Origin of the sequence: Microbispora rosea (assembly GCF_044460045.1) — a bacterium.
GTDB lineage: Bacteria > Actinomycetota > Actinomycetes > Streptosporangiales > Streptosporangiaceae > Microbispora > Microbispora rosea.
The window spans coordinates 1,470,434-1,485,884 of the sequence record NZ_JBITJO010000001.1; the positions used below are offsets into that span (position 1 = coordinate 1,470,434).

The window sequence follows — 15,451 nt, forward strand, 5'->3', positions numbered from 1 at the left end:
CGCGGTGACGGCCGTCAGCCCAGGTCGCGGCTCGCCCTCCGGGCCTGACGCTGGGCCCAGGACGCGAGGCGTGACCAGCGCCTGGCCGAGACCAGACGGCTGGCGACGCGGGCGTTGTCGGCCTCGCGGTGCAACTCGGTGACGCGCTCGGTGGCCAGGGAGTAGTCGTAGAACATCATTACCGTCCAGCTCGCCTTTGTAACTGTCTTAATTTTCTTAGGCAGTTACAAAGGTACGACAAAGGAGCGTAACTGGTCAAGTGAATTTCGACGGTCACGTGGCCGGATTTCGCCCGATCCCGTTCGACGAGGGCCACCCGGTGCCGGAGTGCCACCGCGCCGTCTGACCGGTACGGACGTGGGTAGGGGTGGCCGTATGGCAGAGATCGGTTTCACCCTTATGTGCGAGCAGACGCCCGCGAAGGAGCTGGTGGCGGACGCGGTCGCGGCCGAACGGACCGGTTTCGACTACGCCGTCATCTCCGACCACTACTTCCCGTGGCTGGAGGAGATGGGCCACTCCCCGTACGCCTGGTCGGTGCTGGGCGCGGTGGCGCAGGCCACCGAACGGCTGCCGCTGATGACGTACGTGACGTGCCCGATCATGCGCTACCACCCGGCGGTGGTGGCGCAGAAGGCGGCCACGATGGGAGTGCTCAGCGACGGCCGGTTCACCCTCGGCGTGGGCGCGGGCGAGAACCTGAACGAGCACGTGGTGGGGCACGGCTGGCCGCCGGTCAACACCCGGCACGACATGTTCCGCGAGGCCATCGAGGTCATCAAGGAGCTCTTCCAGGGCGGTTACCGCAACTACCGCGGCGAGTACTTCGACATCGACTCGGCCCGGCTGTTCGACCTGCCCGAGCGGCCGGTCCCCATCGCGGTCGCCGCGTCCGGCGAGCAGTCGGCGGACATCGCGGCCGAGCTCGGCGACGGCCTCGTGGCGACCGACCCGGACGGCTCGCTGGTGGAGAAGTTCGCCGCGTCCGGAGGCGAGGGCAAGCCCGTCTACGGCCAGCTGGCCGTCTGCTACGACCCCGACAAGGACGCCGCGGTCGAGCGGGCGCACCGCATGTGGCGCTGGTCGGTGGCCGGTTGGAAGGTCATGTCGGAGCTGCCCGCGCCGGTCAACTTCGCCGCCGCGACCGAGACCGTACGGCCGGAGGACGTGGCCGAGAAGGTGCCCTGCGGCGCGGACGCCGGCGCCGTGGTCGAGGCCGTGCGGCAGTACACCGAGGCGGGCTTCACCCATCTCGCGCTCGTGCAGGTCGGACGGGAACGCCAGCGGGAGTTCTTCGAGTGGTCCGAGAAGGAGCTCCTCCCCGCGCTGCGCGATCTATAGGCGTGTCGCGCGATCCATAGGCGTGAGATGATCGCCGTCAGCTCGCCATGGGAGGAACGATGCCCGAGCGCACGCAGACGGTGACGGTCACGGACGGTGGCTTCGACCTGCGCCTGTGGATCCCGGAGCGGGGGAGCGGCCCGGGGCTTCTGCTGATCCCGGAGATCTGGGGCGTGAGCGACTACATCAGGGCGGTCGCCGCCGACCTCGCCGGGCTCGGTTACGTCGTCGGCGTGCCGGACCTGTTCTGGCGCCTGCGGCCCGGCTGGGCCGCCGCCCACGACGAGGAGGGGCTGCGCGCCTCGCTGGAGCTGTCGGCGAACCTGGACGCCGAGAAGGCCGCGGACGACTGCGCCGCCGCGCTGGCCGCCCTCGCGGCGCGGCCCGAGGTGACGGGCGGAACCGGCGCGCTCGGCTTCTGCCTCGGCGGCTCGCTGGCCTACGCGGTCGCCGCCGGCGCCGGTGGGAGCGGCCTGTCGGCCGTGGTGTCCTTCTACGGCGCGGACGTGCCGGACGCGCCCCAGCTCCTGGACGGCATCCGCGGCCCGATCCAGTTCCACTTCGGCGGCCGGGACCCCTACATCCCCCGCGACAGGGTGGCGGTCGTGGAGGAGGCGGCGGCCGGACGGCCGAACGTGGAGGTCCACGTGCAGGAGGACGCCGGCCACGCCTTCCACAACTTCTTCGCGCCGATGTTCCACAACCCGGAGGCGGGCCGTACGGCGTGGGGGCTGGCCATGGACTTCCTGCGCCGTCACCTCCCGGCGGTCTGAGCCTCCCGCCGCCAGGGGAGCGCGGGCAGGCCGCACCGCACGCGCAGGACCATCCAGAAGGCCGGCGCGAGGAGCAGCACGGCGACCAGCACCCAGACGGTCGGGGCGTTGCCGAAGCCGAACATCTTCAGCGCCGAGGCGAGCAGCACGAACGCCAGGACGCGGCGGATCAGCCCGCCGGGGGCGCGCGAGGAGATCCGAGAGCCGAGGTAGACGCCGGGGACGGAGCCCACCAGCAGCGCGACCGTGACCGACAGCGTGAACTCGCCGAACAGCAGGTGCCCGAGCGCGGCCGACATGACGAGCGGCACGGCCTGGACCAGGTCGGTCCCGACGAGCTGGTTGGCCTTCAACGCGGGGTAGAGCGCGAGCAGGGCCACGATGATCAGGGATCCGGAGCCGACCGAGGTGATGCCGACCACCAGCCCGCCGACGGCCCCCACCAGCGCGGTCGGCAGCGGCCGTACGGTGACGGAGGGCATCTCGGTCGAGGCCGGTTCGCCGGGGGCGGCGGTGCGGCGGCCGGTCTCCGGGGTGCGGCCCTCGGCGCGGTCGCGCATCGCGAGGTAACCCCGTACGGCCAGGCCCCCCGCCGCGATGAGCAGGGCGATGCCGAGACCCTTCTGGATCACCTCCTGCACGGCCTCGCCCCGGCCCAGCGCGCGGGCGATGAGCACTCCGCAGAACGCCGCGGGCACCGAGCCCGCGCACAGCCAGGCGACGAGCCGCAGGTTGACCGTCCCCCGGCGTAGGTGCACGAGGCTGCCCACCGGTTTCATGACGGCGGCGGCGACGAGGTCGCTGGAGACGGCGGCGAGGGGCGGCACGCCGAAGAACGTCACGAGCATGGGCGTCATCAGGGCGCCGCCGCCCATCCCGGTCAGGCCGACGACGACGGCGACCAGGAACGAGCCGATCGCCATGGTGTAGTCGAAATGCACCCACTAACCCTACCTAACCCATCGGAATTATGGATACCCCCTCTCGTGGTGAACCCCCGGGCTGTTCCGGCGCCACCCGCCCTCGTCCTGCCGATATCGGGGTGAAGGTACTGTGGGGTAACGAACAGGGACCGGGGGATGCGGCCATGACGGGAACGCACAGGGCGGTACGGCCGGCTCCCGACCTCCTGGCGGCGCTGCTCGAAGGCAGCGGCGAGGGCATAGTGGTGTGCGACGCGGACGGCGTCGTGACGCTGGCCAACGCGGCGGCGGTCCGCCTGGTGCCGGGGGTCGAGCCGGGCCTGCCCGCGCCCGCGCCGCTCGACTCCGTCCCGCCCGCCCCCGAAGGCCGGATCATGACCCACGGCGGCCGGGCGATCCGGATTCGCACCGAGGCGGTCGGCGATTGCCGGCTCGCCTGGTATCTCACGGACCTGAACGCGGCGCCGCGGACCGAGTTCCTCCTGGAGGCCGGCCGCCGCCTGTCCGCCTCGCTCAACCCGCGCCGGTGTGCCAGGGCCGCGACGGAGCTGGCCGCCGACTTCCTGTGCGACGCGGCGATCGTGCTGCTGCCGGCCACCGTCCGCCGCAGGATCGAGTGGGTGCGCGCCGTCTCCGGCCGGTACGGCCCGGAGGAGGGCACCCTGCCGGCCGTCACGGCGGCGGAGGTGCCCGGCCTGATCGACGCGCTCGCGGGCCTGCGGCACGGCGCCGCCGGACAGCAGGACCCGGGCGGCGCGCCGGATTGGCTGCTGCCGGAGGGGTTCGGCCCGGCGGGCCACCTGCTGGTGCTCCCGCTGCCCGGCAACGGCGTGCCCGCCGGGGCGATCGTGCTCGCCCGCCGCGCCGGGCGGTCGCCGTTCGGCGACGACGACCAGAGGATGGCGCGCGACCTCGCTGTCCGGGCCGGCGCCGCGATCTCCGCGGCCTCCCTGTTCCGGGAGCAGAGCGCGATCAACGCCATCCTGACCGGCGACCTGCTGCCGCCCGACATGCCGGAGATCGAGGGCATGCGGCTGGCCGGCCGGCTGCGGGCCTCGCAGCAGGCGGGCGCCATCGGCGGCGACTTCTACGACGTCTACCTGCCCGACAAGGCTCCCGACGCCGGGATCGTGGAGCGGCCGCCGCTGATCATTCTCGGCGACGTCTGCGGCAAGGGCGCCCGCGCGGCGGTCCTGGCCGGTCAGGTCCGTCACAGCCTGCGCACGCTGCTGCTGCTGGAAAGCCGCACCGACCGGCTGCTCGAACTGCTGAACCGGTCGCTGCTCGCCTCTCCGTCGCCGAACTCCTACGTGACGATGATCCTGGCCGCGCTGCGGACCGCACCCGGCGATCACGTGCTGGTGGACCTGGCCGTGGCCGGGCACCCGCCGCCGCTGGTCCTGCGCGGGGACGGCACGGTGGAGGAGGTCGCCGCCCGGGGTTCCCTCCTCGGCGCGTTGAAGAAGATCACCCTGCGGCCCGTCACGCTCGACCTGGCGCCCGGCGAGGTGTGCCTGCTGTACAGCGACGGCATCACCGAGGCGTTCGGCGGCCCGACCGGGCGGGAGATGTTCGGCGAGGAACGGCTGAAGGAGGCGCTCGCCACCTGCGTGGGAATGCCCGTCGAGGCCCTGGTGGAGCGGCTGGAGCAGCTCAGCACCGATTGGCTGGGCGCCGGTCCGGGCGCCGATCCGGGCGGCGGGCGGGACGACCGCGCCCTGCTCGCCGTACGCGCGGGGACGGCACGGACGGAGACGTCATGGTGATGACTATGGAGGCCGCCGCCGGGCGCTACCTGGACCTGATCGGCCGGGCCGACGAGCACGGCGCGGTCGACCTGGTCCTGGGCCTGATCGACGAGGGCGTGCCCGCCGAGGACGTGCTGCTGCGGATCGTCGCCCGCGGCCAGCTCCGGGTGGGCGAGCTGTGGGCGTCGAACGAGTGGCCGGTGGCGCGCGAGCACGCGGCGACCGCGGTCAGCGAGCGCGTCGTGGCCGCCGTCAGCGGGCACGTCCGGCCCGCGGCGACCCGCGGCCTGGTGGCCGTGGCCTGCGCCGACGGCGAGTATCACGCCCTGCCCACCCGCATCATGGCCGAGGTGCTGCGCCTGCGGGGATGGCGGATCGACTTCCTGGGGGCCAGCGTGCCCGGCCCGCACCTGATCACGCACCTGCACCAGACCGGGCCCGACGTGGTCGCGCTCGGCTGCACGATGCCGACCCGGCTGGCCCGCGCGCACGCCACCATCGCGGCCTGCCAGGCCGCCGGCATTCCCGTGCTGGCCGGTGGGGCCGGGTTCGGCGCCGACGGCCGCTATGCCTGCCTGCTCGGCGCGGACGCGTGGGCTCCCACCGCCGACGCGGCGGCCGACCGGCTCGCCGCCGGGCTGCCGTCCTTCCCCGCCGCCGACGACGGCCCAGGCGCCGCCGCGGCTCATCTCGGCGGCGAGGAGTACGTGTACCTGACCCGGCACCGCGCCGAACTGCTGTCCCGCGTCGTCGACAGGCTCGGGGAGCACAGCGCCGAGGATCTCGGTCACATGGCCGACTTCCTGATCGCCGCGACGTACGTCCACGACACCGCGCTGTTCACCGACTTCGTCACCTGGGCCTGCCAGGTGCCGGCGGCCAGGAAGCTGCCCGCGGAGTCCGTCGTGCTCGGACTGCGTGTTTTCCATGATGTACTGACAGACTGCCCCGACGCCCGCGTGATGCTGAACGAGGGCCTCGCCGTGGCACAGACGTGCTGTGCGAGTCAACGAACCGAGACGAGGGTCTGATGCAGGACACGTCGCCGTTCCGGGTCGAGTCGCTCACTCCCGAGCCCGGTGCCGCGCGCCTGGTGATGGCCGGTGAGCTCGACTTCACCACGGCGGACGACGCGTCCGCGGAGGTGGCGAAGAGGCTCGCGGAAGGCGTCGACGTGCTCGAACTCGACCTGGCGGGGCTGACGTTCATCGACTCGTCGGGAATGGCGGTCGTGATGAACGCCTACAGCGAGGCGGAGGAGCGCGGGACGGCCTTCCGGATCGTCGCCCTCACCCCCTACCTGCGCCATCTGCTCAAGGTCGTCGCCCTCGACGACGTGCTCGACCTGCCCGGCTGAGTCTCCTGCCCGGCTGAGACAATGGGCGGGTGAGCAGGCGTGCCGTCGCCGTCCGGATCGAGGGGATCGTGCAGGGGGTCGGCTTCCGGCCCTTCGTGTACGGCCTCGCCACGCGGCTCGGCCTCGCCGGGCTGGTCGGCAACGACGAGCGCGGGGTCTTCATCGAGGTCGAGGGTGGCAGCGCGCCGGTCGAGGAGTTCCTGGCCGCGCTGACCGGCGACCCGCCGCCGCTGGCGGTCATCGAGCGGATCACGACGGGCCCGGCGCCCGTCACCGGCCGCAGGACCTTCGCGATCGCGCCGAGCGCTGCCGGTGGGGACCGGCACGCGCTCGTCTCGCCCGACGTGGCGACCTGCGACGCCTGCCTGCGCGACCTGACCGACCCGGCCGACCGCAGGTGCGGCTACGCCTTCACCAACTGCACCGGCTGCGGCCCACGCTTCACCATCGTCCGCGACGTGCCCTACGACCGGGCCAACACCACGATGGCGGGCTTCCGGATGTGCGCGGACTGCGCGGGGGAATACCACGACCCCGGCGACCGGCGCTTCCACGCCCAGCCCGTGTGCTGCCCCGCCTGCGGGCCCAGCCTGCGGTTCCACGGTCCCGGGGGCTCAGGTGCGGCAGGCGACCCGCTGGAGCCGGCCGTACGGCTCCTCCGGGAGGGCGGCGTGCTGGCGGTCAAGGGACTCGGCGGCTACCACCTGGCGGCGCTCGCGGCGGACGAACCCGCGGTGGCCGCGCTGCGGTCGCGCAAGCACCGCGAGGACAAGCCCTTCGCGGTGATGGCCGGCGACGTGGCCGCGGCGCGGCGGCTGTGCGTGGTGGATCGGGCCGAGGAGCGCCTGCTGACCGGTCCCGCCCGCCCCGTCGTGCTGCTGCGGCGCCTGCCGGACGCGTCTGTCGCGCCGTCCGTCGCGCCGGGCAACCGGTGGCTGGGGGTGCTGCTGCCCTACACCCCGCTGCACCACCTGCTGCTCCGGGCGCTGGGCCAGCCCATCGTGCTGACCAGCGGAAACGTGTCCGACGAGCCGATCGCCTACCGGGACGAGGACGCCCTGGAACGGCTCGGCGGCATCGCCGACGCCTTCCTGACCCATGACCGCCCCATTCACATCCGTACGGACGACTCGGTCGTACGGGTATTCCGGGGCCGTGACCTGCCGATCAGGCGGTCGCGGGGGTACGTGCCGCACCCGCTGCCGCTCGCCCGGGCGGCCCGCCGGCCCGTGCTCGCCTGCGGCGCCGAGCTGAAGCACACGTTCTGCCTGGTCAAGGATGACCGCGCGTTCGTCTCCCACCACATCGGCGACCTGGAGAACTACGAGACCCTGCGGTCGTTCACCGAGGGCGTCGATCATTTCCGGCGGCTGTTCGACATCACGCCCGAGGTGGTCGCCCACGACCTGCACCCCGACTACCTGTCCACCAAGTGGGCCCTCGACCAGGACGCGGACCTCGTCGGGGTGCAGCACCACCACGCCCACATCGCCTCCTGCCTGGCCGACAACGGCGTCGCAGGGCCGGTCGCAGGGGTGGCCTTCGACGGGCTCGGCTACGGCTCGGACGGCACCTTGTGGGGCGGCGAGTTCCTCGTCGCCGACCTGGCCGGCTTCGAACGGGCGGGCCACCTGGCTCCGGTGCCGATGCCCGGGGGCGCGACCGCGATCCGGCAGCCCTGGCGCATGGCGGCCGCCTACCTCGATCTCGCCTACGACGGGGACGTCCCCGAGGACCTGGACGTCGTGCGGCGCAACGCCGGGCAGTGGGCGGCCGTCGTCGCGCTGGTCCGCCGGGGCGTGAACGCGCCCCTCACCTCCAGCATGGGCCGCCTGTTCGACGCGGTGGCGGCGGTCGCGGGGGTCCGCGACGCGATCACCTACGAGGGCCAGGCCGCGGTCGAGTTCGAGCAGCTCGCCGACCCCGCGGTGGACGACGCCTATCCCTGCGGGCTCGTTTCCGCGGGCACGCGGTTCGCCGTGCCGGGTGTGGAGCTGGTCCGCGCGGTCGCCGACGACCTGCGGGCCGGCGTGCCGCGCGACGTCGTCGCCGCGCGGTTCCACAACGCCGTGGCCCGCGTCGTCGCCGACGGCTGCACCCTGGTCAGGAAGGCCTGCGGCCTGTCCACGGTCGCGTTGTCCGGCGGCGTGTTCCAGAACCTGCTGCTGCTCGGCCGGGCCGTGACCCTGCTGGAGGAGCGCGGTTTCACGGTGCTCACCCACCACCGCGTCCCTCCGAACGACGGCGGCGTCAGCCTCGGTCAGGCCGCCGTCGCCGCCGCGATGGCGGCGAACTCGCCGATCAGGGGGGTGCGGCGAGAACTGTCCCAGGCCAGGCACACCTGGTTCGGCGGGATGTCGGAGACCGGGACGTAGGTGACGTCCGGCCGGGTGTAGAAGGCCGCCGCCGACAGCGGCAGGATGACGACGCCGTGACCGGCGGCGACGTGTTCGAGCTTCTCCTCCACGGCGTGGAAGACCGGCGCGGGGCGACGCGGTCCCGGCCCCCGCAGCTCGGTGGCGACGTCGCGCCATTCGGGCACGGCGTCGGGATTCTGGAGGAGGTGCTCGCCGGCGAGGTCGGCGATGCCGATCATTTCCTTGCCGGCCAGACGGTGGCCGGCGGGCAGCACGGCGACGCGCGGCTCGTCCATCAGCGGCCGGACGCGCAGCCCGCGCCGGTCGATCGGCAGGCGCACGTAGCCGATGTCCACCCGCCCGTCGTGGATGACCTCGGCCTGGTCGTCCCAGGTGGTGCGCACCACCTCCACCGTCAGCCCGGGGTGACGTTCGCGCAGCGCCCGGACCGCCGGAGTGACGATCAGCCCGGGCATGAATCCCACGGTGAAGGTGTCCGTGCCGCGTGCGGCGCGGCTGACGCGCCGGCGCAGCGCCTCGGCCGAGGCCAGCAGCGGGCGGGCGTCGGCGAGCAGTTGCTCGCCCGCGGAGGTGAGCTCGGTGGCCCGCCTGTCGCGTACGAAGAGCTGGACCTTCAGCTCTTCCTCGAGTGCTCGGATCTGGCGCGAAAGCACGGGCTGCGCGATGTGCAGCGCCTCGGCCGCCCGGCCGAAATGCAGCCCCTCGGCCACCGCGACGAAATATCGCAGCTTCCGCAGATCGACGTCCACCAGCGCATCCTCTCGCCTCTGATGCCCTCAGGGTATTACAGGCGTGGCAGAGGGTCTTGGACGGCGGCGATGGGGCGGGCGCATCCTGAAGGGGTTGAGATCCCCTAACGAAAAGGACGAGCCATGGATCTGCAGGGGCACCGCGTCGTCGTGCTCGGCGGCACGTCGGGCATCGGACTGGCCACCGCGGAGTCGGCCGCGCGCCAGGGCGCCGTGGTCACGGTCGTCTCCAGCCGGCAGGCCAGCGTCGAGCACGCGCTGACCCGCCTGCCCGGCGGCTGCGACGGCCGCGTCGCCGACCTCACCGACGCCCGGGCCGTGGGCCGGCTCTTCGAGGATCTCGGCGAGTTCACCCACCTCGTCTACACGGCCGGTGAGCCGCTGACGATGATGCCGATGGACACGCTCGACCTGGCGGCGGCGGGCGACTTCTTCGCGCTGCGCTACTTCGGCGCACTGGGGGCGGTCCGCGCGGCTCTGCCGTATTTGCGCAAGGACGGTTCGATCACCCTCACCACCGGCATCGCCAAGGACCGGCCGGGCCCGGGCTGGGCGGTCGCGGCGAGCATCTGCGGCGCCATGGAGGCGCTGACCAAGGCGCTGGCCGTCGAGCTCGCGCCCATCAGGGTGAACGTCGTGTCGCCCGGTTTCGTACGGTCCCCGCTGTGGTCCGCGATGGGGGAAGAGGAGCGCGAGCGGATGTATGCCGAGATCGGCGCCGCGATCCCGGCAGGGCGGATCGGCGAGGTCGAGGACATCGCTCGTGCCTATGTGTTCCTGATGACGGAGCCGTTCGCCACCGGAACCGTCCTCACCGTGGACGGCGGCAACGTCCTCGTGTAGCTAGCAAATGCGGGGCAGCGGGTCGCCGACCAGCACGTCGACGATCCGGGTGCCGCCGAAGGCGGTCTTCAGCAGCACCAGCCCCGGGGGATCGTCCCGGACGCGGCCGACGACCGCGGCGCCTTCGCCGAGCGGATGGCTCCGCAGCGCGGCGAGCGCGGATCCGGCCGCGTCCCCGTCCACGACCGCGACCACCCGGCCCTCGCAGGCCACGTAGAGCGGGTCGATGCCCAGCAGCTCACAGGCCCCGCGTACGGCCGGCCGTACGGGCACCGCGTCCTCCTCGACCACGACGGCGACGCCGGAGGCGCGGGCGATCTCGTTGAGTATCGTCGCGACGCCGCCCCGGGTCGCGTCCCGCAGGCACCGCACTCCTTCGCCGGCGGCGGCCCGGAGGGCGGCGATCAGGCCGTTGAGCGGGGCGGTGTCCGACGTCACGTCGGCCTCGATGTCGAGCTCCCCGCGGGCCAGCATGATCGTGACACCGTGCTCGCCGACCGGGCCGGACACGAGGACGGCGTCGCCGGGCCGGGCGTGTGCGACGCCGAGGCGGGTGTCCCCCTCCAGCAGTCCCACGCCGGCCGTGGTGACGTAGCAGCCGTCGGCCTTGCCGCGCTGCACCACCTTGGTGTCCCCGGTCACGATCGACACCTCCGCCGCCGCGGCGGCCCGCGCCATCGACGCGCTGATCCGCCGCAGGTCCTCGACCGGGAAACCCTCCTCGAGGACGAAGCCGGCCGACAGGTACAGCGGCCGCGCCCCGCACACCGCCAGGTCGTTCACGGTGCCGTTGACGGCGAGGTCGCCGATGTCGCCGCCGGGGAAGAACAGCGGGGAGACCACGTAGGAGTCGGTCGTGAACGCGAGCCGCGCGCCGCCCGCGCAGAACACCGCGCCGTCCTCCAGCGGTTCGAGCAGCGGGTTGCGGAACGCGTCGAGGAACACCGCCTCGATCAGGGTCTGGGTCGCCTTGCCGCCGGCGCCGTGGGCCATCGTGATGTGCTCCTCGCGTACGCGGGCCTTCCGCTGCCGGGCGCGGTCGATGCGTTCGAGGACCTGTTCCTCACGGCTGGTCCCAATGCCGGTCACCGGGTCGCCTCCCTCACCCGCTGCCGCGAGAAGCGGCCGAAGTTGTAGTAGGCCGCGCAGGCGCCCTCGGACGACACCATGCAGGTGCCGATCGGCGTCTCCGGCGTGCAGGCCGTGCCGAACACCTTGCACTCCCACGGCTTGAGCACGCCCTTGAGGACCTCGCCGCACTGGCAGGCCTTGGGGTCGGCCACCCGGTTGCCGGGGATGTCGAACAGCCGCTCCGCGTCGTACGCCGCGTACTTCTCCCGCATGCGCAGAGCCGAGTGGGAGATGAAGCCCAGGCCGCGCCACTCGAAGTAGGGCCGCAGCTCCATCACCTCGTTGACGGCCCGCAGGGCCTTGACGTTGCCCGCCCACGGCACGACGCGGGCGTACTGGTTCTCGACCTCCGACCGGCCCTCGGCGAGCTGGAGCAGCAGCATGTAGACCGACTGGAGGATGTCCAGCGGCTCGAAACCCGCCACGACCAGCGGCTTGCCGTAGTCGCGGGCGATGAACTCGTACGGCCGGCAGCCGATGATCGTGGAGACGTGACCGGGACCGACGAAGCCGTCGAGACGCAGGTCGGGCGAGTCCAGGATCGCCTTGATCGCGGGAATGATCGTCACGTGGTTGCAGAAGACCGAGAAGTTCCGCACGCCCTCGGCCGCCGCCCGCAGCACGGTCATGGCGGTCGACGGCGCGGTGGTCTCGAACCCGATGGCCATGAAGACCACGTGGCGGTCCGGCTCGCGGCGGGCGATCTTCAGGGCGTCCAGCGGCGAGTAGACCATGCGGATGTCGGCGCCCTGGGCCGTGGAGTCGAAGAACGACCCCCGCCCGCCCGGCACCCGCATCATGTCCCCGAACGACGTCATGATCACGCCCGGCCGTTCGGCGATGTGGATCGCGTCGTCCACGCGGCCCATCGGGATCACGCAGACCGGACATCCGGGGCCGTGCACCAGCGTGATCGTCTCGGGCAGGTAGTCCTCCAGCCCGTGCTTGTAGATGGTGTGGGTGTGGCCGCCGCACACCTCCATGAACTTGTAGGCCCGGCCCGGTTCGCACAGGCTCGCGATCCTGGCGGACAGCGCCCGCGCCTTGTCCGCATCGCGGTACTCGTCGACGAAACGCACCGCCGCTCACCTCTCTATGGACGAGTCGCGCAGCGCCGCCAGCTCGTCCTCGTACGCCTGGCCGATGCCTTCCAGGAACTCCAGCGCGGCCCTGGCCTCGGCCTCGTCGATCTTCGACAGCGCGAAGCCGACGTGGATCAGGACCCAGTCGCCGGGCCGCAGGGGCTGGCCGTCCAGCAGGCCGATGTTGACCACCCGCCGGACCCCGCTCACGTCGACCCTGGCGAGGTCAGTCTGGCCGGGCGGGATCTCCACGATCTCGCCCGGAATGCCCAGGCACATAGGACACCTCCGCGGTGGTGTCGGGGTAGAGCTGGATGGATTCGAGGACGAGGCTGTCCCCGCCCTCGCTGTCGACGTCGATCCCGCCGCACAGGCCGCAGATCGTGAGCGGGTCGGCGCACAGGGCCGAGTGCCCGCAGCCCCGGCAGATGAGCCGTACGGGCTCGATGACCAGGTCGAGCGTCGCGCCCTCGGCGACCGTGCCGGCGGAGGCCAGGCAGAAGGCCTGGTCGAGGGCCTGTGGGGCGATGCGCAGCAGCGCGCCCGCCCGCACCCGGGCCCGGCGCACCCGCCTGCCGCCGGCCCGACGCTCCACGGCGTCGACCACGGCTTCGGCGATCCCGAACTCGTGCATCGGGGTCACATCCTTCTGATCCGCAGATAGCGCCGGATATCGGGCAACGACTGGAGGACCAGCGCGGCCACCCCGGCCGCCAGCAGCACGAAGACCACGCGTTTCAACATCGCCGTCCCTCCTCTGCGATCAGTTCGAGCACGAGGCCGGCGGCCTCGGGAACGGCCGCCGCGACCGGCGGGCTCAGGTCCATCCCCGGCGTCACGTCGGCCGGTTCGCAGCCGACCAGCAGGACCCGGTCGCCCCGCGGGCGATCGAGGCCGGAGGCCAGGGTGAGCACCGCCTCGGGAGTCATCGCGTGCGCGTCCACGAAGGCCGGCGCCGCTTCCGGCGAGGCAGGCTCCAGGACGCTGAGCGTGCCGGGAGCCCGTCCCGCCGGGATCGCGTCGACGAGGATCGTGAGGTCGTATCCCGAGGTCAGCTCGTAGGCGAGATGGATGCCGCGGATGCCGAAGTCGCCGACCTCCACCCCGTCGGGCACCCCGGTGGCGGCGAGGCGGCGGGCCACCGCCACGCCGAATCCGTCGTCGCCGAGGAAGACGTTGCCCACGCCGGCCACCAGGGTTCTCATGCCGGTTCTCATGCGGGTTCCACCTCGTCCGGCGCGAAGTAGAGGAACCGTCCCTGCTCGCGCTGCAGGTCGGAGCCGGGGTCGTCCTCCAGCGTGACGGCCAGGTGGCGCACCCCGTCCACGTCGAGGAACACCGCCTCGACCAGGGCGATCCGCCCGGCCAGGAACATGTCGTGCGCGTCGGCACGACGGTGGCCCGGCCGCAGCCGCACCCGGCTGCCCTTGGCGATCCGCACCCCGGCCACGGTCACGGCGTCGTCCTCCGACGTCGTCCTGGCGGGGACCTCCAGATGACGGATGGCGCCGTGGAGGCGTTCGAGCAGTTCCGGCGGCAGGTCGGCGGCCCGTTCGAGGATCTCGGCGGCGCGCGGGTCGGTGATCCGGGCCTCCCGCTTCTCCTCCTCGGTCAGGGTCAGCGTGCGCAGCGTGAGCAGTTCGTCGATCTCGGTGGAGTCGAACAGGTCGCCGGGGCTTTCCGGGGCGATGGCCGGGTGGTCGTACAGGATGATCGGTGAGGACAGCACGACGTCGCGGCGGCCGGCCTCGCCCACCAGCACCGGCCAGGTGTTCTCGTTGCGGCACTGCCGCGCCGCCGCCTCGGCCCACATCGGCGGGTCGAGCAGCGAGACGAAGGCCGCACCGCTCACCCCGATCAGCAGGTGGGCGGCGACCAGTGAGCGGCGCAGGGCCTCCTCGCGCGGCGCGTCCGCCCGCTCCCAGTGGGCCGTGTTCTCCACCTCGATCCGCAACCGAACCAGCCCGTACGGCCCGGGCAGCCGTTCCGCGGAGATCCGCAGCTCCGCGTCGAGCGGCTGGTGCTCGCAGACGATCCGGCCGGTCCGCTCGCCGCCGGGGCCGGCGATGTTCTCGAAGACGCGGTCGCCCGGCACCCGGACCTCGATCGTGCGCCGCCCGGCCGTCACGTGTGCCAGGGACAGCGTGGTGCGGGCCTCCCGCTCGGTGGCCTCGTCGAAGCTGAGGTAATCGCGGCCGCCGACGGTCAGCTTCGGCACGGGCCAGTAGCCGTCGTCCTCCTCCCGCTCGACCGTCCTGCCCCTGACGTGCAGGAACCGCAGGCGCAGGTCGAGTGTGGCGTCCTCCCCGGGGGCCTCCAGCAGGCACTCGGTCACGCTGCCCGACGGCTCGCCGGGGTAGTTGGGCGGCACGAGCACGCCGAACTGCCAGCGCATGCGGTTCTTGGCGGCGGAGGCGCGATAGGGGTAGAGCAGGTAGCCCTCGTACAGCACGGCGTCCGCGACGCGGCGGGCGGCCTCCATCGGCGCGGTCACCGGCCGGCCTCCTTCATGAGCAGCTCGATGGCATCGTCGACGGTCGCGAGGACCCGTTCGGACTTGAAGCGGAGGACCTCGCGCACGGTGTCGCGGCGCAGCCGAAGCCACCCGGAGCCGGGGAAGGCGGTGTCGATCGTCTCGCGCCACACCGCGACCGGCAGACGGTGGCGGGTCTCGCAGTGCCAGGGGATCTGCCGCATGCTCACCCCGCCGCCGGAGCGGGCCAGCACGGTCCCGCTGAACAGCAGGAGCAGCGGGATCTCGCCGTCGTCCAGTGAGGCGAAATATCGGCCCGCGGCCACCTCCAGGTCGTAGCCGCACGGCACGGGCAGGGCGATCTCCGTGCTCGCGGTGAAGGCGGGCACCATCGTCTGCGCCATGGCGAACTGCACCGGCTGGAGCGTGTCACCCCATCGGGCCGGCGCGCCGAACAGGTCCGCCAGCAGCGCCGCCTCCTGCGGCCCGTACGGCCTGCGACGCGGCTCGATCCTGATCTGGCAGCGCAGCGCGATGGCGTGGACGCCCTCGGGGGAGGGGTCGACGACGCGCAGGCGGAAGACGAGCGTGGGCGAGGCCGCGTACGGCTCGGGCCGGGCGTCCAGGCAGTCGAAGCGGAGACCATCGTCCAA

General features: G+C 72.8%; 18 protein-coding genes. 7 read left to right on the forward strand and 11 right to left on the reverse strand.

The features are described 5' to 3' along the window. Positions 1–14 precede the first annotated feature (14 nt). Positions 15–179, reverse strand: coding sequence for a hypothetical protein (locus tag ACIBK1_RS07265; protein WP_156081127.1), 165 nt, complete (start codon positions 177–179; stop codon positions 15–17). A gap of 196 nt (positions 180–375) precedes the next feature. Between ACIBK1_RS07265 and ACIBK1_RS07270 the strand changes: the two genes are divergently transcribed. Continuing rightward, positions 376–1,341 (forward strand): LLM class F420-dependent oxidoreductase, encoded by a 966-nt coding sequence (locus ACIBK1_RS07270; protein WP_030510822.1) that lies wholly within the window; start codon positions 376–378, stop codon positions 1,339–1,341. A gap of 59 nt (positions 1,342–1,400) precedes the next feature. Then, positions 1,401–2,114 (forward strand): dienelactone hydrolase family protein, encoded by a 714-nt coding sequence (locus ACIBK1_RS07275; protein WP_396733066.1) that lies wholly within the window; start codon positions 1,401–1,403, stop codon positions 2,112–2,114. On the opposite strand, the gene ACIBK1_RS07280 is transcribed toward ACIBK1_RS07275, so the two are convergent. Further along, the gene (locus ACIBK1_RS07280) at positions 2,096–3,055 is read right to left on the reverse strand and encodes a sulfite exporter TauE/SafE family protein (RefSeq protein ID WP_239105321.1); all 960 of its coding nucleotides are present in this window, start codon (positions 3,053–3,055) and stop codon (positions 2,096–2,098) included. The genes ACIBK1_RS07275 and ACIBK1_RS07280 overlap by 19 nt on opposite strands. A gap of 146 nt (positions 3,056–3,201) precedes the next feature. On the opposite strand from ACIBK1_RS07280, the gene ACIBK1_RS07285 reads away from it, so the two are divergent. The 4 genes from ACIBK1_RS07285 to hypF are packed head-to-tail and all read left to right on the forward strand — an operon-like array spanning position 3,202 to position 8,517. Next, positions 3,202–4,803: a PP2C family protein-serine/threonine phosphatase gene (locus tag ACIBK1_RS07285; RefSeq protein ID WP_051762292.1), complete on the forward strand. Its 1,602-nt coding sequence runs from the start codon at positions 3,202–3,204 to the stop codon at positions 4,801–4,803. Continuing rightward, positions 4,797–5,816, forward strand: a complete 1,020-nt coding sequence (locus tag ACIBK1_RS07290; protein ID WP_051762294.1) for a cobalamin B12-binding domain-containing protein — start codon at positions 4,797–4,799, stop codon at positions 5,814–5,816. The genes ACIBK1_RS07285 and ACIBK1_RS07290 overlap by 7 nt, the downstream gene beginning before the upstream one ends. Next, positions 5,816–6,142, forward strand: a complete 327-nt coding sequence (locus tag ACIBK1_RS07295) for an STAS domain-containing protein (RefSeq protein WP_051762297.1) — start codon at positions 5,816–5,818, stop codon at positions 6,140–6,142. Before ACIBK1_RS07290 ends, ACIBK1_RS07295 begins: the two co-directional genes overlap by 1 nt. 29 nt (positions 6,143–6,171) lie before the next feature. Continuing rightward, complete coding sequence (gene hypF / locus ACIBK1_RS07300; protein WP_063754688.1) at positions 6,172–8,517, forward strand: carbamoyltransferase HypF; 2,346 nt, start codon at positions 6,172–6,174, stop codon at positions 8,515–8,517. Here the strand turns inward: hypF and ACIBK1_RS07305 are convergent. Beyond that, the gene (locus tag ACIBK1_RS07305) at positions 8,403–9,269 is read right to left on the reverse strand and encodes a LysR family transcriptional regulator (RefSeq protein ID WP_396733070.1); all 867 of its coding nucleotides are present in this window, start codon (positions 9,267–9,269) and stop codon (positions 8,403–8,405) included. The genes hypF and ACIBK1_RS07305 overlap by 115 nt on opposite strands. A 123-nt stretch (positions 9,270–9,392) precedes the next feature. Here ACIBK1_RS07305 and ACIBK1_RS07310 point away from each other — a divergent pair, with 123 nt between their 5' ends. Then, a complete protein-coding gene (locus ACIBK1_RS07310) occupies positions 9,393–10,112 on the forward strand; it encodes an SDR family oxidoreductase (protein WP_030510830.1) in 720 nt (239 codons plus the stop codon). On the opposite strand, the gene hypE is transcribed toward ACIBK1_RS07310, so the two are convergent. From hypE to ACIBK1_RS07350, 8 genes are read right to left on the reverse strand one after another with little or no spacing between them, the layout of a single operon-like run. Then, positions 10,113–11,201: a hydrogenase expression/formation protein HypE gene (gene hypE, locus ACIBK1_RS07315; RefSeq protein ID WP_387077530.1), complete on the reverse strand. Its 1,089-nt coding sequence runs from the start codon at positions 11,199–11,201 to the stop codon at positions 10,113–10,115. After that, positions 11,198–12,322: a hydrogenase formation protein HypD gene (hypD, locus tag ACIBK1_RS07320; protein ID WP_396733074.1), complete on the reverse strand. Its 1,125-nt coding sequence runs from the start codon at positions 12,320–12,322 to the stop codon at positions 11,198–11,200. The genes hypE and hypD overlap by 4 nt, the downstream gene beginning before the upstream one ends. A gap of 6 nt (positions 12,323–12,328) precedes the next feature. Beyond that, positions 12,329–12,577 (reverse strand): HypC/HybG/HupF family hydrogenase formation chaperone, encoded by a 249-nt coding sequence (locus ACIBK1_RS07325; protein ID WP_312845790.1) that lies wholly within the window; start codon positions 12,575–12,577, stop codon positions 12,329–12,331. Further along, positions 12,552–12,959: a hydrogenase maturation nickel metallochaperone HypA/HybF gene (locus ACIBK1_RS07330; RefSeq protein ID WP_030510834.1), complete on the reverse strand. Its 408-nt coding sequence runs from the start codon at positions 12,957–12,959 to the stop codon at positions 12,552–12,554. The genes ACIBK1_RS07325 and ACIBK1_RS07330 overlap by 26 nt, the downstream gene beginning before the upstream one ends. A gap of 5 nt (positions 12,960–12,964) precedes the next feature. After that, positions 12,965–13,069 carry a DUF6893 family small protein gene (locus tag ACIBK1_RS07335; RefSeq protein WP_373320710.1) on the reverse strand — a complete coding sequence of 35 codons (105 nt, stop codon included), beginning with the start codon at positions 13,067–13,069 and terminating at the stop codon, positions 12,965–12,967. Beyond that, complete coding sequence (locus tag ACIBK1_RS07340) at positions 13,063–13,530, reverse strand: hydrogenase maturation protease (RefSeq protein WP_036408247.1); 468 nt, start codon at positions 13,528–13,530, stop codon at positions 13,063–13,065. The genes ACIBK1_RS07335 and ACIBK1_RS07340 overlap by 7 nt, the downstream gene beginning before the upstream one ends. An 8-nt stretch (positions 13,531–13,538) precedes the next feature. After that, positions 13,539–14,819, reverse strand: a complete 1,281-nt coding sequence (locus ACIBK1_RS07345; protein WP_030510836.1) for a hypothetical protein — start codon at positions 14,817–14,819, stop codon at positions 13,539–13,541. Continuing rightward, complete coding sequence (locus tag ACIBK1_RS07350) at positions 14,816–15,451, reverse strand: DUF6084 family protein (protein ID WP_051762299.1); 636 nt, start codon at positions 15,449–15,451, stop codon at positions 14,816–14,818. Before ACIBK1_RS07350 ends, ACIBK1_RS07345 begins: the two co-directional genes overlap by 4 nt.

Coding starts and splice junctions, on each gene's coding strand:
- ACIBK1_RS07265 (WP_156081127.1), bottom strand. CDS start 179: ATGATGTTCTACGACTACTCCCTGGCCACCGAGCGCGTCACCGAGTTG.
- ACIBK1_RS07270 (WP_030510822.1), top strand. CDS start 376: ATGGCAGAGATCGGTTTCACCCTTATGTGCGAGCAGACGCCCGCGAAG.
- ACIBK1_RS07275 (WP_396733066.1), top strand. CDS start 1,401: ATGCCCGAGCGCACGCAGACGGTGACGGTCACGGACGGTGGCTTCGAC.
- ACIBK1_RS07285 (WP_051762292.1), top strand. CDS start 3,202: ATGACGGGAACGCACAGGGCGGTACGGCCGGCTCCCGACCTCCTGGCG.
- ACIBK1_RS07290 (WP_051762294.1), top strand. CDS start 4,797: ATGGTGATGACTATGGAGGCCGCCGCCGGGCGCTACCTGGACCTGATC.
- ACIBK1_RS07295 (WP_051762297.1), top strand. CDS start 5,816: ATGCAGGACACGTCGCCGTTCCGGGTCGAGTCGCTCACTCCCGAGCCC.
- ACIBK1_RS07310 (WP_030510830.1), top strand. CDS start 9,393: ATGGATCTGCAGGGGCACCGCGTCGTCGTGCTCGGCGGCACGTCGGGC.
- ACIBK1_RS07330 (WP_030510834.1), bottom strand. CDS start 12,959: ATGCACGAGTTCGGGATCGCCGAAGCCGTGGTCGACGCCGTGGAGCGT.
- ACIBK1_RS07335 (WP_373320710.1), bottom strand. CDS start 13,069: ATGTTGAAACGCGTGGTCTTCGTGCTGCTGGCGGCCGGGGTGGCCGCG.
- ACIBK1_RS07340 (WP_036408247.1), bottom strand. CDS start 13,530: ATGAGAACCCTGGTGGCCGGCGTGGGCAACGTCTTCCTCGGCGACGAC.